Genomic DNA, 19,417 nt, shown 5'->3' with positions numbered 1-19,417 from the left:
GCACCGGCCCACGCCGACGGTCCGGTGCAGCAGATCATCTGCGGAGCCCTCGGTGACGTCAGCGACCAGGTCGTTCCCCCGGTGTGTGACAACTAGCCCGGCGGGAGACCATAGCGTTGAGGTCGTTTCGCACGCTCGTGGCCGGGCCGGTCGTCGTGGGGCTGGTGGTCGGCGCGCTGTCGGCGCCCGGGCCCGCTGTCGCGGGCCCGTCACGGGCGCCAAAGCCGGTCAGAAAGGTCTTCGACAAGCCCGGCACGGGCATCGTGTTCAATGTGCCGGCCGGTGTCACCACGATCACCGTCGAACTGGTCGGGGGTGGGGGTGCGGGCGGGGCCGGGCTTGCGGCGACCAGTGACTCCACGACCGCCTGGGGCGGAAATGGCGGAGGAGGCGGGGCCAGTGTCCGCTGCCGGTTCCCCGCGCCGCCGAGGGACGAGAAGACAGGGAAGTACCCGCTGCTCGTCAAAGTAGGCAGTGGCGGTTACGGGTTCACCGACGATGACGGCGGACTGGCAGGGGAATCCTCCATTGGCAATACTGCCGTGGGTCCGCAACGGATGACCTTCCGCGCAAAGGCCCAGGGTGGCTACGGCGGCCAGTCGGCAGCACACCGTGGGCAGCCGCCCCGGCTTCCCGCCACCAACAAGGGCGGGCAAGTGGCGAGGTGCATTACGTCGAGCTCTGGAAGGTCCGATGATGCGGGCGATCCGGCGGCAACGTTGGCCACGGCCGCGGGTGGTGACGGGAGCCCCGGAACGTCCGGCGCCGGCAACAAGGCCGGACTGGGCGGAGCGGGAGGCCAGGCCGTCAACGTGCCCGACGGTTGCCCCAAGGGCCGCACCGGCCTGGGCTCGCACGGAGGCAAGGGCAATTGGGTGGGCAACACCGCCCGCGCCAAGGCCGCGAACGGTCACAACGGCTGCGTCGTCGTGACCTACACCCCCGGGCAGTAAACCCCCGGGCGGCGCCCACCCCGCACCCGCACCTCAAGGGAGGTGCGGGTGCGGCGTCTCCGGTGCGTCGTGGTCGTCGCAGACCATCAGGAGCAGTGCCGCTCGCTCCGCGCTCAGGGAGCGTGCCTTGTGCGGGACGGTGGCCTTGAAGTAGACGGAGTCGCCCGGGCCCAGCTCGACGGAGCGTGAGGGGAAGAGGAGTTCCGCCCGTCCCGTGTGGACGAAGAGGAATTCCTCGCCCGGGTGGTCCCGGAAGGGCACCCCGTCCGCGTCGTGCGGCGGATACAGCATGAATGGTGTCATCCGTTTCGTGCTGGCCTGGAGGGCGATGCCCTCGTAGTGGGAGCCGGGCTCCTGCTCGGGGGTGAGGAGGCTGCGTTCCCCGGCCCGGGTCACCGTGACATCCGTCAGCTGCTCGGCCTCCGTGAACAGGCTGTCGAGGTGGACGTCCAGGGCTCGGGCGAGGGCGGCGGCGACGGCGATGGAGGGCGTGCTCTGGCCCCGTTCGACCTTCGACAGATAGCTCTTGGTGACGCCGGCGCGCTCGGCGAGGACCTCCAGGGTCATCAGCCGTTCCTTGCGTAGCTGCCGCACCCGATTGATCACCGTGCTCATCTCCCTCTCGACCGGTGGAAATCCTAGTACGCCCCTCTTCCCGCATGACACTTTGTGTCATATCGTGATCGAGGTTTCCCGAGATTGGAGCACCGCACATGGCAACGACCCTGCGCGACACGAAGGGATCCCTCGTCGAGCGCGCCCAGCGGCAGATGCGCGAGCACTTCGGCGAATCCGCTCTGACCACCCGCCAGAAACTGGCCCTCACCTGCCGCATCCTGTTCGACGGCGGCCACGACTCGGGGCTCGCCGGGCAGATCACCGCCCGCGCCGAGGCCCCGGGCACGTACTACACCCAGCGGCTCGGGCTCGGCTTCGACGAGATCACCGAGGACAACCTCCTGCTGGTGGACGAGGACCTCAACGTTCTCGAAGGCGACGGCATGGCCAACCCGGCCAACCGCTTCCACTCCTGGATCTACCGGGCCCGCGAGGACGTGAACTGCATCGTCCACACCCACTCCCTCCACACCTCCGCCCTCGCCATGCTCGAAGTCCCCCTGGTGATCTCCCAGATGGACACCACCCCCCTCTACGACGACTGCGCCTTCCTGAAGGACTGGCCCGGTGTGCCCGTCGGCAACGAGGAGGGTGAGATCATCACCACCGCCCTTGGCCCGAAGCGGGCCATTCTCCTCGCCCATCACGGCCAGCTCGTCACAGGCGCGAGTGTGGAGGAAGCATGCAACCTGGGGATGCTCATCGAGCGCGCCGCCCGGCTCCAGCTGCTGGCGATGGCCGCCGGCACCGTCCGGCCCCTGCCGCACGAGCTCGCCAAAGAGGCGCACGACTGGACATCCGCCGACCGGCGCAGCCAGGCGAACTTCGCGTACTACGCGCGTCGCGCGCTGCGCAACCACCCCGACTGCCTCACCACCGGAACGACCGAAGGGAAGGCCCTGTGATGTCCGTACCGCCGCCGCTCGCCGGGATCATCGCGTACCCCGTCACCCCGTTCTCCCCGGAAACGGGGGAGCTGGACCTCGAAGCCCTGCGCCGGCTGACCGCCGATCTGGTGGACGCGGGCAGCCACGCCGTCGCGCCGCTGGGCAGCACCGGCGAGAGCGCCTATCTGACGGACGCCGAGTGGGACGCCGTCTGCGCGACCACCCTGGAGACCGTGGCCGCCCGGGTTCCGACGCTGGTCGGCGTCTCGCACTGGAGCACGGAGACGACCGTGCGCCGGGCCCGGACGGCCGCTCGCCACGGCGCGAGCGCGATCATGGTGCTGGCCCAGACGTACTGGAAGCTGACCCCGGACGAGCTCCGCCACCACTTCACCACCGTCGCGGCGGCCACCGACCTCCCCGTGATGCTCTACAACAACCCGGGCACGAGTGGCGTCGATCTGTCACCCGAGACGATCGTCGCGCTCGCCGAGAAGATCCCGAACCTGACGATGGTGAAGGAGAGTTCGGGGCAGGTCGCACGCTTCCGCGAGATCCTGGAGCGATCCGAGGGCGCCCTGTCCGTCTACAACGGCAGCAATCCGGTCGCCCTCGACGCGTTCCGCTCCGGAGCCGTCGGCTGGTGCACGGCGGCGCCCTGCCTGCTGCCCCGCCGCTGCCTGGACCTCTACGAGGCCTCCCGGGCCGGCGACGCGCCGTCGGCCGACGCGCTGCTGGCCGAGCTGCTGCCCCTGCTGAAGTTCATCGTCGGCCACGGACTGCCCCGCGCGGTCAAGGCCGGACTGGACCTCCAGGGCCGCCCCGTGGGCCCGCCCCGCCCACCCTTGCTGCCGCTGCCCGCCGGGGAGCGGGAGGAACTCCGCGCACTCCTGGGCGCGCTGGGCGCCTGAGCGGGGACGGCTATCCGTTGATCAGCGGCAGTGCCGGGAAGGTGTGGTCCTGCCAGAGGAGGCGGGAGGTCTCCTCGGGATAGGCGATGACGGCCGGTCGTGTGTCGAAGATCCGTGTGAGGCGCCGCTCGGCGTCGTACGCGGGCCAGCCGGGGTCGCCGTGGGCGGCGAAGGCCGTCCACGCGGCGCGCATGGACGCGGACAGCTCCTCCGCGGCGGGGGAGGGGCTCTCGCCGAAGAGCGCGGCGGGCCCGCCGCTGTCCAGATTGCCGAACACGAGAGGGACGTCGAGGCCGTGACAGGCGCCGAGGGCACCGCCCATTCCCGGCGCGGGCCAGGTCAGCTCGTACACATGGGCGCGTCCGCCGCCGCTGATCCGCGCCTCGGCGAGGTGGAGGCTCGGCATGCGGAACAGCCAGTCCGAGTGGATCAGTTCGTACAGCTTCTCCGGGCCCGCGTCCGGGAAGCCGTCACCGTACCGGCGCGCGCCGTCGGGGCCGGGGGCGAAGAGCCGGAGAGCGGTCGCCGCCTGCTCGTCCGTCACCCGGCCGAGCGTGCCGTCGAGTGCGCCGAACAGCCGCTGCTCGTCCCGGGTGTGCCCGACCAGAAGGCCGACGTCCCGGCCCGCGCCCTCGGCAAGCGCCTGCCAGGGGGTGACGGGCAGGACATCGCCGTCGACGACGGGCGAGAACGGGATCGACCTGCACGCAGGCCGGCCCCAGCGTTCCGCGAACGACGCCAACTTGGCGGCGACCGCGTCACCGGCGGCGGACAGGCGGTAGGGGTCCACGTCCGACAGATCGGCCACGGTGGGTCGCAGCCCCAGCTCGGCCGCGCAGGTGGCGGCGATGTCGGCGGCGAGGGCGGGTGAGAAGAACGTTCCCTGCACGCTCTGCGCGACCGCCCGGCGGAAGAGCCCGGCCGCACGTGGCATCGCCAGCAGCGCGGCGACCGACCCCGCCCCCGCCGACTGGCCGAAGACCGTGACCCGGTCCGGGGCACCGCCGAACGCCCGGATGTTGTCGCGCACCCACTCCAGTGCGGCCACCTGATCGAGCAGGCCCCGGTTGGCGGGTGCCCCGTCGATGGACACGAAGCCCTCGATGCCCACGCGGTAGTTGAACGTCACCACGACGACGCCGCCGTCCCGCGCGAGGCGGGCCCCGTCGTACTCCGGGAGACGTGCCGTGCCGAAGCTGTAGCCGCCGCCGTGGATCCACACCATCACGGGAAGTCCCGTTCCCGGGTACGGCTCGGGCGACCAGACGTTGACCGTCAGCCAGTCGGTGCCCGCCGCGTCCCGCGCCAGCGCGTCCATGCCGAAGAAACCGGCCTGCGGAGGTGGCGGCCCGTACGACACGGCCGTGCGCACGCCGTCCCAGCCCTTCACCGGCTGCGGCGCGGCGAACCGGAGCGCGTCCACCGGCGGTTCGGCGAACGGGACGCCACGGAAGACAGCCACGTCCCCTTCCGTACGGCCGCGCAGCACCCCGGCCGCTGTGCGGACCTCGGGCTCGGAGTCCGTCGGTGGTCCGGACGCGGGAATTGTCATCGCAGTCCCTTCCCGTGCGGGGAGAACGCGGTCAGGGATGCCGCGCCGACAGCACGCCATCATCCCGCCGGGCCGGGGTGGGGGCCAGCGAATTACGGACCGGGGCGTCAGCGACTGGAAGTACTTCCAGCCGCCGCATCTCGACAGGTAGGAGCCGTTCCGTTCACAAATCCGGGCCCGTTGGATGGCGGAGGGGAACGGCCCCTCCGCATCCTCCTCTGGTTGTTTCCAGGCGAGGACCTTAACTTTCACCTCTCGGTGAAATGGACCGCCTGAACCGGACAACCGCCCCCAGGGCTACGGCCGGTGCGTCAGCTCCGGCACCCGCAGCCCGTGCGGCGGCGCCACGGGAGCGACGCCCGCCGGGACATCACCCCGCGTCGCCCGTACGAACGCCGCCGCGCCGCCCACCAGCGGCAGCTGGGCCGACGCCCGGTGGAGGTCCACCGTCACGCGCGGCGTCGTGCTCGCCGGGACGATCAGGCCCGCGTCCGTGCCGGCCACGATCAGGGCCAGGCGGTGGCCCGCCGGGACGACGTGGTCGGTGGCGGCGAGGTCGAGGGTGATGGTGTAGGGCTTGCCGGGGGTCAGGGGACGGCCCTGGGCGAGGTTCGCGTAGTGGCCCAGGTCGGCCCAGCCGCGGCTGAGGACCGTGTGGCCGACCGAGGTCCGGTCCGCCGCCGTCCGCTTGAAGCAGCCGGTGTCGGCCGGCGTCCCGGCCCCCCAGCAGTCGCTGTCCGGGAGGGTGAGGATGCCCTCCCCGTCCCCCGCGTAGTTGCGGATCGTGGCCGGGCCGAGGTCGACGAGGACGGCGGAGAGGTGCGCCGAGGACGTCGACGGCGTGACCGTCAGCCGGACCGTCGAGGAGCCTGCCAGTCGCAGGTCCTGGGAGAGCGGGCGGGTGACGAAGCCCGCCTTGTCGCCGGTGGGCGTGTCGATCTTCGTCGCCCAGTCGGTCTCACTCAGCTTCGGGTCGTCCGTGAACTCCGCCGTCGCGCCGCGCGGAGCCGGGTCCGCGCCCAGCGTGCCCACACCGGGCACCGCGCCCGTACCCGGCCGCAGGACGGCCGTGCGCGTCCCGGTCGGCGGCCAGACGCGGTCGGTGGACCACTGGTCGGGGGCCCGCTCGACGTCGGCCATCGGCTCGCGCTCGACGCCGTTGTCGTAGCCGAGGAGGTAGTGGTCGAACCAGCGGTGGAGGGTGGTCACCCACGTCTCACGGCGGAGGTCGAACGGGTCGACGTGGCCCGCCTGGGAGAGCCACACCTTCCGCTCGACGCCGTGCGCGGCGAGCGCGTCCCACCACTGGCCGAAGTGCTTGGAGCGGACGTTGAGGTCCTGCATGCCGTGCACGGCGAAGACGCTGGCGCGCACCTTGCCGGCGTCCTTCACGTAGTCGCGCTCGCTCCACAGCCGCGTCCAGTCGCCGGTGCGGGGCGCGCCCTCGACGAGTTCGCGCTGGACGGCCTGGCAGCGGCCGCGCGCCTCGGGGCTCTCGATGCCGTCGGCCAGGCCGTCGGGGCCGCCGTCGTAGAGGGCGGCGCCCTTGGCGAAGTAGTAGTCGTACCAGGAGCTGATGGCCCCGATGGGGACGATCGTCTTGAGGCCCTTGACGCCGGTGGCGGCGACGGCGTTGGCGATCGTGCCGTCGTAGCTCTTGCCGATCATGCCCACCGCGCCGGTGGTCCAGTCGGCCGTGACGGCGGTGGTCCCCGTACGTGTGGAGTAGCCGCGGGCGCGGCCGTTCAGCCAGTCGACGACGGCCTTGGCGGACTGGACGTCGGAGCGGCCGCCGATGTCCACGCAGCCATCGGAACGGTTGGTTCCGGTGAGGTCGACCAGGGCGACGGCATAGCCGCGCGGGACGAAGTAGTTGTCGTAGAACAGGGGGAACTGGGACGGGTTCCCCTGGGCGTCGTACGTCTTCTTCTGGCTCTCGTTGCCGCGTCCGCAGCAGGAGTAGTACGGGCTGGCGTCCATGACGACCGGCACCTTGCGGCCCCGCTCGGCGGCCTCGCGGGGGCGGACGATGTCGACGGCCACCCGGTCGGAGCGGCCGTCGCGGTCGCCGTCGACGCGGATGTCCACCCACACGGACTCGCGGACGGCCCGGTCGTAGGAGTAGACGGGTCTGCTCTCGCCCGTTGGTTTCCCGCCGTTCGCCGAGGTCGCGGCGAGCGCCGGGGTCGGCAGGAGCACGGCCAGCAGGGCGATCAGGGCCGTCAGGGCCGTGGGAAGGGATTTCGTCCAGGGAACGCGGGAGTTCCGCGTGCGTATCGGCATGGTGCGGACGGTAGCGCGGGAAAACCGCTGTGCAGAAGGGGGTTTGCGGGGTCTACGGTGTCACCGGTGTGTCGATCACATGACAGAAACCACCATGGACATACCCGCCCCGCCAATGAGTACATAGGCTGCGATTGATCTCTCGCCCCCTACGAGTTGGAGTGCCTCGTGCGTCACAGACTGATCGTTCCGGCCGCGGCCGCCGCCTCCCTGCTGCTGGCGATCCCGGCATCGGCGGCCGAGCCCACGCCGGGCGCTCCGGGCGTCGGCGACTCGTACTACCCGACGGCCGGGAACGGCGGTTATCACGTCTCCCATTACGACCTCCGGCTGAAGTACCAGCCGCAGACGGACAAGCTGGAGGGCACGGCCACCCTCACCGCCACCACCACCCAGGCGCTGTCCCGCTTCAACCTGGACTTCGCCCTGGACGTGAGCGAGGTGACGGTCAACGGCAAGCCGACCTTCTTCGCCAAGTCGGGCGACCACGAGCTGGAGATCACTCCCTCCGCGCCGCTGCCCGAGGGCAAGCAGATCACCGTCGTGGTCCGCTACAGCGGCACCCCCTCGCAGGTGAAGATCGGCGGGTACTCCGCCTGGCAGCGCACCCCCGACGGCGCGGTCGTGGCCAACGAGCCGGAGGCCGCGGCCTGGTGGTTCCCCAGCAACGACCACCCGCGCGACAAGGCCACCTACGACATCTCCATCGCGGTGCCGGACGGCCTCCAGACCGTCAGCAACGGCGAGCTCAAGTCGCAGTCGTCCAAGCTGGGCTGGACTCGCTACAACTGGCGCGCCACCAAGCCGCAGGCCTCGTACCTGACGACGCTGGCCATCGGCAAGTTCGACATCACCACCGACAAGACGGCGGACGGCCTTCCGGTCCTCAACGCCTACAGCAAGGACCTGGGCGACAACCTCGCCCCGGCCAAGGCCAGCGTCGAGCGCTCCGCCGAGATCATCGAGTGGGAGAGCAAGATCTTCGGCCCGTACCCGTTCAACGCGATCGGCGGCTACGTCCCGAACGTCAAGACGGGCTACGCGCTGGAGACCCAGACCCGCCCGTACTACAGCCCCTCCGGCTTCGCCAACGGCGCCAACACCTCCCTCGTCGTGCACGAGCTCGCCCACCAGTGGTTCGGCGACAACGTGTCGGTGAAGAACTGGCGCGACATCTGGGTCAACGAGGGCTTCGCCACCTACGCGCAGTGGCTGTGGTCGGACAAGGAGGGCGAGGGCACCACGCAGGAGCTCGCCGACTACGCCTACGACGGCATCCCGGCCGACAACGCCTTCTGGAAGGTCAAGCCGGGCGACCCGGGCGCCGACAACCAGTTCCACGCCGCCGTCTACCAGCGTGGCGCGATCGCCCTCCAGGCGCTCCGCAACAACGTCGGCGACAAGGTGTTCTTCGCCATCCTCAAGGGCTGGCAGACCGACAACAAGTTCGGCAACGGCTCGGTGCAGGACTTCGTGGCGTACGCCGAGAAGGCCTCCGGCAAGCAGCTGAAGAGCCTCTTCGACACCTGGCTCTTCACGGACGGCAAGCCGAGCGCCGCCGTCGCCGCCAAGGACGGCATCGGCAAGGCCGGCAAGGCCGCCCCCAAGGCCGCCAAGTCCGGCAAGTCGCTCGCGGCGCCGGCCAAGGCCGCCGAGCCCAAGTCCTGGAAGAAGATCCAGGCAGCGCAGAACGGCCACCAGCACTGATCCACCCGTACCGCAATGGCACAGGGCCCGTCGTCACGGACGACGGGCCCTGTGCCGTTCGTACGGCCGGGGCTTTCGCGGCAGTGGTGGCACAGCAATACTGTTGAACCCGCAGGGCGCAGGACGCGAGGGCGCGACAGAGAGCGAGGCACCACATGGCCACCGGGACCGAGGAACCCTCCCTCACCGTCGACGAGTTGGCCGCGCGTGCCGGCGTCACCGTCCGGACGGTCCGCTTCTACAGCACCCGGGGCCTGCTGCCCCCGCCCGAGATAGGCCCCCGCCGCGTCGGACGCTACGGCTCCGGCCACCTGTCCCGGCTCGCGCTGATCGAGGAACTCCAGCACCAGGGCCTCACGCTCGCCGCCATCGAGCGCTATCTCCACCGCCTCCCGCCGGACCTGAACGCCCACGACCTGGCCCTGCACCGCGCCCTCGTGGCCTCCTGGGCCCCGGATCGCGCGGAGGAGGCGACCCGGGAGCAGCTGGAGCGCCGGGCGGGCCGGCCGCTGACCGAGGACGACCTCGACCGGCTGGCCGCCATGAACGTCCTGGAGCGCGGGGAGGGCCTTCCGCCGTCGACGTACAAGGTCGACCCGACCATCCTCCACCTGGGCGTCCGGCTGCTCGACGTCCCCGTCTCACTGGAGACGCTGCGCCAGGCCAGGGCCGTGGTCCTGGAGCACACACGAGCGACGGCCAAGGAGCTGACGCGTCTCTTCCAGTCGCAGGTGTGGGGACCGTACCGGCGGCGGGAGAACGACCCGGACCAGGTGGAGTCGATGCGCCAGCTGTCCGCGCACATGCAGCCACTGGTGGTGCAGGCCCTGGTCACGGCATTTCAGCGGTCCATGCACGAGGAGCTGAAGGCGACGTTCGCGGACGAGTGACAGCCGGGTGCCCCCAGGGGGCACCCGACCCGCCGCCCGGCACGCCTAGGCGTCCGTGAAGGTCTCGCCCTTCTCCGCCTTCTCCACCAGCAGCGCGGGCGGCGCGAACCGCTCGCCGTACGCCTCCTGGAGCTCGCGGGCGCGGGCCAGGAAGCCCGGCAGCCCGCCCTCGTAGCCGTTGACGTACTGGAGGGCGCCGCCGGTCCAGCCGGGGAAGCCGATGCCCATCACCGAGCCGATGTTGGCGTCGGCGACCGACGTCAGCACGCCTTCCTCCAGACAGCGGACGGTGTCCAGGGCCTCGGAGAAGAGCATCCGCTCCACCATGTCGGCGAAGGGGATCCCGGCCTCCGGCCCGGCGTCCGCCCCGGTGTCCGGTCGGCCGAAGTGCTCCGCCAGCCCCGGCCACAGCCCGGCGCGCTCGCCGTCCACGTAGTCGTAGAACCCGGCGCCGCCGCTCCGGCCGGTGCGCCCGAACTCCTCCACCATCCGGTCGATGACCGCGTCGGCCGGGTGCGGCGCCCACGTGCCACCGGTTTCCTCCACGGCTCGCCGGGTCTCCTCGCGGATTTTGCGGGGCAGAGTGAGGGTCAGCTCGTCCATCAGCGAGAGCACCTTCGCCGGGTAGCCCGCCTGGGCCGCCGCCTGCTCGACGGACGCGGCGGGGAGGCCCTCGCCGATCATCGCCACGCCCTCGTTGATGAACCGGCCGATGACGCGCGAGGTGAAGAAGCCCCGGGAGTCGTTGACGACGATGGGCGTCTTGCGGATCCGCCGGACCAGGTCGAAGGCGCGGGCCAGGGCCTCGTCGCCGGTGCGCTCACCCTTGATGATCTCCACCAGCGGCATCTTGTCGACGGGCGAGAAGAAGTGCAGCCCGACGAAGTCGACGGGCCGATCCACGCCCTCCGCGAGCAGGGTGATGGGCAGCGTGGAGGTGTTGGAGCACAGCAGCGCGTCGGGGGCGACGACCTGCTGGATCTCCTGGAAGACCTTGTGCTTGAGCGCCGGGTCCTCGAAGACCGCCTCGATGACGACATCGCAGCCCGCGAGGTCGGCGACGCCGGCGGTGGGGGTGATCCGGGCGAGCACCGCGTCCCGCTCGGCCTCGGTCGTCCGGCCCCTGGCCACGGCCTTGTCGAGGATGCGCTGCGAGTACGCCTTGCCCTTGGCGGCGTTCTCGGCGGAGACGTCCTTGAGGACGACGTCGAGGCCGGCCTTGGCGCAGGCGTAGGCGATGCCCGCGCCCATCATGCCCGCTCCGAGGACGGCGACCTTGCCGACGGTGCGCGGGGCGATGCCCTGCGGGCGGCTGCGGCCGGAGTTGACGGCCTGGAGATCGAAGAAGAACGCCTGGATCATGTTCTTGGCGGTCTGCCCGGTGACCAGCTCGGTGAAGTAACGGGCCTCGATGACCTGCGCGGTCTCGAAGTCGACCTGCGAGCCCTCGACGGCGGCCGCGAGGATGTCGCGGGGCGCGGGGTAGGGGGCGCCGCCGGTCTGCTTGCGCAGGGTGGCGGGGAAGGCGGGGAGGTTCGCGGCGAAGCGCGGGCTGGCGGGGGTGCCGCCGGGGATCTTGTAGCCCTTCTCGTCCCAGGGCTGACGGGAGTCGGGGTGGGCGTCGATGAAGGCGCGGGCCTTGGCCAGCAGGTCCTCGGGGTCGGAGGCGACCTCGTGGATCAGGCCCGCCTCCAGGGCGCGGCGGGGGTCGTACCGGGTGCCCTGGAGCAGGACCTTGAGGAGGGCGTCGGTGATGCCGAGCAGCCGTACGGTACGGGCGACGCCGCCGCCTCCCGGCAGCAGGCCGAGAGTGACCTCGGGCAGGCCGATCTTCGTGCCGGGCGCGTCGAGGGCGACGCGGTGGTGGCAGGCGAGGGCGATCTCGTAACCGCCGCCGAGGGCGGCGCCGTTGATCGCGGCGACGACGGGGACGCCGAGGGTCTCGATGCGGCGCAGGTCGCGTTTGACGGCCATGCCGGCGTCGAAGACGCGTCGGGCGTCGGCGGGAGTGGCCTTGATCAGCTCGCGGAGGTCGCCGCCCGCGAAGAAGGTCTTCTTCGCGGAGGCGAAGATCACGCCGCGGATCTCCGCCTTCTCGGCCTCCAGGCGGTCGGCGACCGCGGTGAGGGAGGCCTTGAAGGCGTCGTTCATGGTGTTGGCGGACTGGGCGGGGTCGTTGAGGGTGAGGGTGACGACATTGTCCGCGTCGCGGTCGTAGCGGATGGTGGTTTCGGTCATTGTTCGGGTCTCCGTGGTGTGTGGTGGCCGATGGTTGTGGGGCCCCGGTCCCGCCCCTTCACCGTTTCCTGGGGCTCCGCCCCAGACCCCGGTCCTCAAGCTCCCCCAGCTACCGCTGGGAGGTGCCCCCAGGGGCGGAAATTCACACCCGTTCCACCACCGTCGCGATCCCCATCCCGCCCCCGACGCACAGCGTGATCAGCCCGTACCGTCCGTCCCGCCGCTCCAGCTCGTCGACGACCGTGCCGAGCAGCATCGCGCCCGTCGCCCCCAGCGGATGCCCGAGCGCGATGGCGCCGCCGTTGACGTTGACCTTCTCCAGGTCCGCGCCCATTTCCTCCACGAATCGCAGCACGACCGCCGCGAACGCCTCGTTGACCTCGATCAGGTCCATGTCGTCGATGGTCAGCCCCGCCTTGGCGAGCGCCTTGCGCGTGGCGGGGGCCGGGCCGGTGAGCATGATGGTCGGCTCGGAGCCGGAGACGGCGGCCGAGACGATACGGGCCCGGGGCCGCAGTCCGTAGCGCTCGCCGACCTCGCGGTTGCCGATGGCCACGAGCGACGCGCCGTCGACGATGCCCGAGGAGTTGCCCGCGTGGTGGACGTGGTCGATCTTCTCCACCCAGTGGTACTTCTGGAGGGCCACCGCATCGAAGCCGCCCTGCTCGCCCAGGGCCGCGAAGGAGGGCCTGAGGGCGGCGAGGGAGTCGACCGTGGTGCCGGGGCGGGGATGCTCGTCGCGGTCGAGGACGACGAGGCCGTTGCGGTCGCGTACGGGCACCACGGAACGGTCGAAGCGGCCGTCCTTCCACGCGGCGGCGGCCAGCTCCTGCGACCGCGCGGCGAAGGCGTCCACGTCACGGCGGGAGAAGCCGCCGAGCGTGGCGATCAGGTCGGCGCCGATGCCCTGGGGCACGAAGTCGACGTCCAGGTTGGTCATCGGGTCCGCGAACCACGCGCCGCCGTCGGAGGCGATGGGCACCCGCGACATCGACTCCACACCGCCCGCGAGGACCAGGTCCTCCCAGCCGGAGCGGACCTTGGCGGCGGCGAGGTTGACGGCCTCCAGGCCCGAGGCGCAGAAGCGGTTCTCCTGGACGCCCGCCACGGTGTCGGGCAGCCCGGCGGCGATGGCGGCGATCCGGGCGATGTCGGAGCCCTGGTCGCCGATGGGGCTGACGACGCCGAGCACGATGTCGTCGATCGCGGCGGGGTCGAGGTCCGGGAAGCGCCGCCGGAGCTCGTGGATCAGCCCGACGACGAGGTCGATGGGCTTGGTGCCGTGGAGGGCGCCATTGGCCTTGCCACGGCCGCGCGGGGTGCGGATCGCCTCGTAAACGTACGCTTCGGTGCTCAAGGGCGTGGGCCTTTCAGGGGGTTGGGGAGGGTCGGGGAGGGGAAGGGGTCAGGAGAGCAGGGAGCGGCCGATGATCTCCTTCATGATCTCGGTCGTACCGCCGTAGATCGTCTGGATCCGCCCGTCGGTGAACGCCTTCGCCACCGGGAACTCGGCCATGTAGCCGTACCCGCCGTGCAGTTGCAGACACCGGTCGGCGACGCGCTTCTGGAGCTCGGTCGCCCACCACTTGGCCATGGAGGCGTGGACGGCGTCGAGCTCGCCCCGGTCGTGGTCGGTGACACAGCGGTCGATGAAGGTGCGGGTGACCGCGCACTCGGTGGCCATCTCGGCGATCTCGAAGCGGATGTGCTGGAGCCCGGCCAGCGGCCGGCCGAACGCCTCGCGCTCCTTGACGTAGCGGGTGGTGATCTCCAGCAGGTGCTCGGCCGCGGCGATCGCGGAGACGGCGATGCTCAGCCGCTCCTGCGGCAGATTGGCCATCAGATGGCCGAACGCGCCCTGCGGTTCGCCCAGCAGGTTCTCCTTGGGGACGCGGACGTCGTCGAAGAACAGCTCGGCGGTGTCCTGCGCCTTCTGCCCGATCTTGTCGAGGTTGCGGCCGCGCTCGAAGCCCGGCATGCCCCGCTCGACGACCAGCAGGCTCAGCCCCCTGGCGCCGCCCTCCGGCGTCGTCCGGGCCACGACGACGACCAGGTCGGCGAGGATGCCGTTGGAGATGAACGTCTTGGCGCCGTTGAGCAGCCAGTGGTCGCCGCGGTCCTCGGCGGTGGTGCGGATGCCCTGGAGGTCGGAGCCCGCGCCGGGCTCGGTCATGGCGATGGCGCTGATCGTCTCGCCCGAGCAGAACCCCGGCAGCCAGCGCCGCTTCTGCTCCTCGGTCGCCAGGCCCGCCAGATACGGGCCGACCATGTCGTTGTGGAGCTGGACGGCGAGGCCGGCCGCGCCGGCGCGGGCGAACTCCTCGGAGAGCACGGCGCTGTAGCGGAAGTCCGGATTGCCCCCGCCGCCGTACTCCTCGGGCACGGCGAGGCCCAGCAGCCCCTGACGCCCGGCGGCCCGCCAGGCGTCACGGGAGACGATGCCGTCCTTCTCCCACCGCTCCTGGTGCGGGGCCACCTCCTTGGCGAGGAAGGTGCGCACGGTCTCGCGGAAGGCTTCGTGGTCGGCGGTGAAGAGCTGACGCTTCATCGGTTCTGACTGCCTTTCTCTGCCGCGCCGGCGCCCGGCGCGTGCGGTTCGTGCCGTTCGACGTACCGTTCGGCCTGCCGTCCGAGACCGGGGACGTCCCAGTCACGGGCCACCTCGGCGGTGTCCGCCCCCGGCCGCGCGGGCGGCCGGCGCACGGAGCCGGGGGTGGCGGAGAAACGGGGGGCGGGCGCGGGCTGGGTGATGCCGCCGTGGCCGGTGAAGGTGGCGCGCGCGGCGAGGTGCGGGTGGTTCGGTGCCTCGCGCAACGACAGGACGGGCGCCACGCAGGCGTCCGAGCCTTCGAAAACCTCCGTCCACTCCGCACGGGAGCGCTGCCGGAAGCGCTCGGCGATGGCGGCGCGCAGCTCGCCCCAGCGGGCGGGGTCCTCTCGGGGAGGTACTTCCTGGTCGAGGCCGAGGAGGCGGGTGAACTCGGCGTAGAAGCGCGGCTCGAGCGCGCCCACCGCCATGTACCCGCCGTCGGCCGTCTCGTACGTGCCGTAGAAGGGCACCCCGCCGTCGAGGAGGTTGGCGCCGCGCCGGTCCTGCCAGCGGCCGGCCGCGAGCATGCCGTGGAGCATCACGGTGAGATGGGCGGTGCCGTCGACGATCGCGGCGTCCACGACCTGCCCCGGGCCGCCGGCGCGGACGTGCTGGAGGGCGGCGAGGACCCCGATGACCAGGTAGAGGGAGCCGCCCGCGTAGTCGCCGAGGAGATTGGCGGCGGCGTAGGGCGGGCCGTCGGCGGGCCCGGTCAGACCCAGGGCACCCGTGACGGCGATATAGCCGATGTCGTGCCCGGCGCTGGGCGCGAGCGGCCCGTCCTGGCCCCAGCCGGTCATCCGCCCGTAGACGAGCGCGGGATTGCGGGCCAGCGCGGCGTCGGGACCCACGCCCAGGCGTTCGGCGACGCCGGGGCGGTAGCCCTCGATCAGGACGTCCGCGCGGGCGGCCAGGTCGAGGACGGTACGCGCGCCGTCCTCGGACTTGAGGTCCACGAGGACGGAGCGTTTGTTGCGGTTGGTGATGTCGTGGGCCGGATCGATGGCCAGCCCGGGCCCACCGGGCCGCTCGACACGCACCACGTCGGCGCCGAGATCGCCGAGAAGCATGGCGGCGAACGGGCCGGGCCCGATGCCCGCCAGCTCGACCACCCGCACTCCGGCGAGCGGCCCGCTCACTGCCGTCCCTGTCCCGTCATCCATACGGCCCCCACGTCCTTGTGACACAACCGCTGTAACACTCGTGATGTTAAGAACGTGTTCTACCGACCACAAGGGTCTTGCGGACCGTCCGTGCGGGTTCGCCGGTAGGGATACCCCCACTGGGGGTGGGGGGACAGTCGTAATGAGTGGGAACGGCTGTTCCGCCTAGCGTCTGACGGTGTGAGATATCCACGGAACTCCATCATCGGCCTCGCCCTCGCCGCCTGCCTCGGCTCGGCCCCCACCGCGACGGCCGCCGCGGCCCCCACCGCCTCCGAACCCGGGGCCGGGCTCGACCGTTACTACGACCAGAGCCTGGGCTGGGGCCGCTGCGCCAAGGGTCCGGGCGACACTGTGGGCGTCGGCCTGGACAAGGCCGGTGCGCAGTGCGCGGACGTCGTCGTGCCGCTCGACTACGCCGACCCGCGGGGCCGTACGCTCACCGTCGCGTTATCCCGGCTCAAGGCCACCGACACCCGCCACCGCATCGGCTCGATCCTGCTCAACAACGGCGGTCCCGGAGGCTCCGCCGTCGAGTCCCCGCCCGAGTTCCGCGCGTGGATGAAGAAGGCGGGCCCGCGGTACGACATCGTCGGCTTCGACCCGCGCTTCGTCGGTCGGAGCACCCCGCTGGACTGCGGCTGGCCGGTCGGCACCAATCTCTTCTCGGCCGGTCTCGGCCGGGCGGGCTTCGAGCGGCAGGTCGCTCTCCAGAAGGACCTGGCCGCCAAGTGCCGTGCCACCGACGCCTCCGTGCTGCCGCACGTCACCACGCGCAACACGGCCCGTGACATGGATGTCATCCGCGGTGCGCTCGGCGAGAGGAAGATCTCCTACTTCGGCTACTCGTACGGCACCTACCTGGGCACCGTCTACACCCAGATGTTCCCCGGACGCACCGACCGCGTGGTCCTCGACGGGGCCGTCGACCCGCGCGAGTTCGGCCCCCGGCTGCTCCGGAAGGCCGTCGGCGCGAACGAGCGGGCGCTCGCCGACTGGGCCGGATGGGCCGCCGCCCGCGACGAGACGTACGGCCTCGGGCGTACTCGTGCCCAGGTACTCGCGACTGTCGACCGCGTCATCAGGGCGTCCGCGCGCGGTCCGCTGACCGTCGGCACCGCCCCGGAGGTCTTCCGGCTGGACGACACCCATATCCCGTTCATCCTGCTCGCCGGGCTCGACAGCGACACCGATGTGTCCCGGGCGGCGCTCGGCGAGCAGGTGTCCGTGCTGAACAAGGCCGCGGCCGGGCGACCGACCCGGCTGTCGCCCCAGTTCGCGGGGATCCTGCGGCTCGCGACGACCGGCGAGCAGTCGCCCCACGGCAGCGTGCAGTCCGCGGTCATCTGCGGGGACCGGGCGGCCCCGCGCGACCCCGAGGTCTACTGGCGGGACATCGAGCGCGGCCGCGCCGCGTACCCGCGCTTCGGCGCGCTGGTCGACAACATCGGCCCGTGCGCGTTCTGGGACCGGCCCCGGGAGGAACCCACCCAGGTGACCCAGGACGCCAAGGCGCTGATCGTGTCGGCCACCGGTGACCCGCGCACGCCGCACAAGGGCGCCGTCGCCCTCCACGGAATGCTGCCGAGCTCCAAGCTGCTCACCCTGGAGGGCGCCAACCGGCACGCGATTTACGGCCTTTACCAGAACGCGTGTGTCGACGACAAGGTCAACGACTACCTCGCCACCGGCGAGTTGCCCTCACGCGACCAGAGCTGTTCCAAGTAGATCGACGTCAGTCCGTGTCGAGCTCGGCTACGAGCCGCTTGGGGGCGATGGTCCGGTAGCTCTCCTCCACCCAGTCGCGGAGCAGCTCGACGGGTACGTCGGTGCCGGTCAGCGGGATGGTCACCCAGCCCGAGCGGCCCAGCCCGTAGCCCATGGGCGCGGCGCCGGGGACGGTGAGGGCGTGGCCGTGGGACGCCTCGTCCATGAGCTTGAGACCGATGCCGGCGGACTCGGCGTCCCCCTCGGCGCCGAGGAAGACGAAGATCTTCTTGTTGACCTTGACGACCGCGCTCTCGTCCCAGGGGAAGTCCTCGAAGGCACCGGGAAGGGAGAGGGCGAACGTGCGGACGCGGTCGCGGACTTTGAGGGTGGGCATGGGGTGGTGCCTCCGGGAGTCGCTGGGGGTCTGTGGGATCTGCAGGGTCTGTGGGGTCTGTGGGGAGATGATCCCCGATCCCGCCCCTTCCCGTCTCCCGGGGCCCACTCACGCCGGGAAGGCCGGCAACCGCTTGTCGTAGAGCCAGGGGTGGAGCACCGTGCCCAGCTCACGGCCCGTCACCCGCTCGGCGTGGGCCAGGAACATGTCCGTGTCCGCGCTGCCTCCCCGGTGGGTGTCGTGCCACGTGCGCAGGACGCGGAAGAAGTCGTCGTCCCCCACGGCCAGCCGCAGCGCGTGGAGCGTGCAGGCCCCCCGGACGTACACCCGGTCGTCGAAGAGGCTGCGCCGGCCCGGGTCGGCGATGCGGAGGTTCTGGCGGCGGCCGGAGAGGTCCTGCCACGCCTGCCGGGCCAGGGTGTCGGCGTCGTCCTCGCCGAGGTGTTCCGACCACAGCCACTCCGCGTACGTGGCGAAGCCCTCGTTGAGCCAGATGTGCCGCCAGTCGGCGAGGCCGACGCTGTTGCCGTACCACTGGTGGGCGATCTCGTGGGCCACGAGCGTCTCCCAGCCGCGCCGCCCGTCCATGTGGTTGCCGCCGAAGACGGACAGCGTCTGGTTCTCCACCGGCGCCGCCAGCTCCGCGTCGACGACGACCGCCCCGTAGGACTCGAAGGGGTAGTCGCCGAAGAGCCCGGCGAAGGCGCGCAGCATCTCCGGCTGGCGGGCCAGGTCGTGGCGGGCCCGTTCGGCCAGGTGGGGCGGGTAGGAGTTGCGGACGCCGCCGCGCTCCTCGTGGGTGAAGCGGCCGGTGTAGAGGGCGGCGAGGTAGGAGGACATGGGGCCGGGGTGGTGGTACGTCCAGCGCTCCGTGGCGCCGTCGCCCACGGGCACGTGCTCGCGCAGCGTGCCGTTGGCCAGGGCGTGGTGGCCCCGGGGCACGGTGACGGTGAAGGTGTAGGCGGCCTTGTCGTCGGGGCGGTCGTTGCAGGGGAACCAGGAGGGGGCGCCCACGGGCTGGGAGGCGACGAGCGTCCCGTCGTGGTCGTCGCCGGTGCGGTCCCAGCCGACGCCGCCGAAGGGCGTGGTGACGGGCTTCGGCCGGCCCGCGTAGCGGATGTCGAGGACGAACGGCCGCCCGGGCACGAGGGCCCGGGCGGCGGTCAGGAGGAGCTTGCCGTCGCGGCGGTGGACCGCGACGGGCTCCCCGTCGAGGTGCGCCGAGCTCACCGCCAGCCGGGCCAGGTCCAGCGCCACCACGCGCGTACGGTCGTTGGCGACCGCGTGGATCCGGGCGTGGCCGTCCAGCCAGGCCCGGCCTGGGTCGTAGCCCAGCCGGAGGTCGTAGGCGAGGGTGCGGTGGCCGTGGGAGCCGTGCCGGGGGAAGTAGCCTGGCACGTCGGCGGTGCGGCGGGCATCGGGTCGTACCCGATCCTCCAGCCGCTGGGCGAGACGCGCACGTGCGCGGAGCTGACGGCGGAGGAGAAGAACGCGATCAGCCACCGGGGGAAGGCGTTCCGG

The 19,417-nt window shown here is 71.7% G+C and carries 15 protein-coding genes and 1 pseudogene; 7 read left to right on the top strand and 9 right to left on the bottom strand.

Annotation, left to right across the window (positions count from 1 at the left end):
* Window positions 1–137: 137 nt before the first annotated feature.
* Complete coding sequence (locus AB0E98_RS03635) at window positions 138–953, top strand: hypothetical protein (RefSeq protein WP_361698209.1); 816 nt, start codon at window positions 138–140, stop codon at window positions 951–953.
* A gap of 33 nt (window positions 954–986) precedes the next feature.
* On the opposite strand, the gene AB0E98_RS03630 is transcribed toward AB0E98_RS03635, so the two are convergent.
* On the bottom strand, window positions 987–1,568 hold the full coding sequence (locus tag AB0E98_RS03630; RefSeq protein WP_361698207.1) for an XRE family transcriptional regulator: 582 nt from the start codon (window positions 1,566–1,568) through the stop codon (window positions 987–989).
* Between the two features lie 98 nt (window positions 1,569–1,666).
* Between AB0E98_RS03630 and AB0E98_RS03625 the strand changes: the two genes are divergently transcribed.
* Together AB0E98_RS03625 and AB0E98_RS03620 are read left to right on the top strand one after the other, a co-directional pair.
* On the top strand, window positions 1,667–2,476 hold the full coding sequence (locus tag AB0E98_RS03625; protein WP_361698205.1) for an aldolase: 810 nt from the start codon (window positions 1,667–1,669) through the stop codon (window positions 2,474–2,476).
* Entirely contained in the window at window positions 2,476–3,369 is an 894-nt protein-coding gene (locus AB0E98_RS03620; RefSeq protein ID WP_361698203.1) for a dihydrodipicolinate synthase family protein, read from the top strand. Before AB0E98_RS03625 ends, AB0E98_RS03620 begins: the two co-directional genes overlap by 1 nt.
* Before the next feature lie 10 nt (window positions 3,370–3,379).
* Here AB0E98_RS03620 and AB0E98_RS03615 read toward each other — a convergent pair whose 3' ends face one another.
* The gene (locus AB0E98_RS03615; RefSeq protein ID WP_361698201.1) at window positions 3,380–4,921 is read right to left on the bottom strand and encodes a carboxylesterase family protein; all 1,542 of its coding nucleotides are present in this window, start codon (window positions 4,919–4,921) and stop codon (window positions 3,380–3,382) included.
* Between the two features lie 297 nt (window positions 4,922–5,218).
* On the bottom strand, window positions 5,219–7,204 hold the full coding sequence (locus tag AB0E98_RS03610) for a Xaa-Pro dipeptidyl-peptidase (RefSeq protein WP_361698199.1): 1,986 nt from the start codon (window positions 7,202–7,204) through the stop codon (window positions 5,219–5,221).
* Window positions 7,205–7,372: 168 nt separating this feature from the next.
* On the opposite strand from AB0E98_RS03610, the gene AB0E98_RS03605 reads away from it, so the two are divergent.
* Both AB0E98_RS03605 and AB0E98_RS03600 read left to right on the top strand, forming a co-directional pair.
* Window positions 7,373–8,911, top strand: coding sequence for a M1 family metallopeptidase (locus tag AB0E98_RS03605; protein ID WP_361698197.1), 1,539 nt, complete (start codon window positions 7,373–7,375; stop codon window positions 8,909–8,911).
* Window positions 8,912–9,066: 155 nt separating this feature from the next.
* Window positions 9,067–9,801, top strand: coding sequence for a MerR family transcriptional regulator (locus tag AB0E98_RS03600; protein ID WP_361698195.1), 735 nt, complete (start codon window positions 9,067–9,069; stop codon window positions 9,799–9,801).
* Window positions 9,802–9,846: 45 nt separating this feature from the next.
* On the opposite strand, the gene AB0E98_RS03595 is transcribed toward AB0E98_RS03600, so the two are convergent.
* The 4 genes from AB0E98_RS03595 to AB0E98_RS03580 all read right to left on the bottom strand — a co-directional run bounded on the left by AB0E98_RS03595 (window position 9,847) and on the right by AB0E98_RS03580 (window position 15,792).
* On the bottom strand, window positions 9,847–12,039 hold the full coding sequence (locus AB0E98_RS03595; protein WP_361698193.1) for a 3-hydroxyacyl-CoA dehydrogenase NAD-binding domain-containing protein: 2,193 nt from the start codon (window positions 12,037–12,039) through the stop codon (window positions 9,847–9,849).
* A 142-nt stretch (window positions 12,040–12,181) separates the two neighbouring features.
* On the bottom strand, window positions 12,182–13,396 hold the full coding sequence (locus AB0E98_RS03590; RefSeq protein WP_361698191.1) for an acetyl-CoA C-acetyltransferase: 1,215 nt from the start codon (window positions 13,394–13,396) through the stop codon (window positions 12,182–12,184).
* A 48-nt stretch (window positions 13,397–13,444) separates the two neighbouring features.
* On the bottom strand, window positions 13,445–14,587 hold the full coding sequence (locus tag AB0E98_RS03585; protein WP_361698189.1) for an acyl-CoA dehydrogenase family protein: 1,143 nt from the start codon (window positions 14,585–14,587) through the stop codon (window positions 13,445–13,447).
* On the bottom strand, window positions 14,584–15,792 hold the full coding sequence (locus AB0E98_RS03580) for a CaiB/BaiF CoA-transferase family protein (RefSeq protein WP_361698187.1): 1,209 nt from the start codon (window positions 15,790–15,792) through the stop codon (window positions 14,584–14,586). Before AB0E98_RS03580 ends, AB0E98_RS03585 begins: the two co-directional genes overlap by 4 nt.
* A 180-nt stretch (window positions 15,793–15,972) precedes the next feature.
* On the opposite strand from AB0E98_RS03580, the gene AB0E98_RS03575 reads away from it, so the two are divergent.
* A complete protein-coding gene (locus AB0E98_RS03575; protein ID WP_361698185.1) occupies window positions 15,973–17,520 on the top strand; it encodes an alpha/beta hydrolase in 1,548 nt (515 codons plus the stop codon).
* A 7-nt stretch (window positions 17,521–17,527) separates the two neighbouring features.
* Here the strand turns inward: AB0E98_RS03575 and AB0E98_RS03570 are convergent, their stop codons facing one another.
* Together AB0E98_RS03570 and AB0E98_RS03565 are read right to left on the bottom strand one after the other, a co-directional pair.
* A complete protein-coding gene (locus AB0E98_RS03570; protein ID WP_361698183.1) occupies window positions 17,528–17,896 on the bottom strand; it encodes an MmcQ/YjbR family DNA-binding protein in 369 nt (122 codons plus the stop codon).
* A gap of 108 nt (window positions 17,897–18,004) precedes the next feature.
* The gene (locus tag AB0E98_RS03565; protein WP_361698181.1) at window positions 18,005–19,294 is read right to left on the bottom strand and encodes a M1 family metallopeptidase; all 1,290 of its coding nucleotides are present in this window, start codon (window positions 19,292–19,294) and stop codon (window positions 18,005–18,007) included.
* Between the two features lie 6 nt (window positions 19,295–19,300).
* On the opposite strand from AB0E98_RS03565, the pseudogene AB0E98_RS03560 reads away from it, so the two are divergent.
* Window positions 19,301–19,417, top strand: a pseudogene (locus tag AB0E98_RS03560) (non-canonical purine NTP pyrophosphatase); the annotation flags it as partial.

Source organism: Streptomyces sp. NPDC037389, assembly GCF_040636475.1.
GTDB lineage: Bacteria > Actinomycetota > Actinomycetes > Streptomycetales > Streptomycetaceae > Streptomyces > Streptomyces hesseae.
The sequence above is the reverse complement of the archived record's forward strand: the minus strand, read 5'-3'. Positions and strand labels throughout refer to the sequence as shown.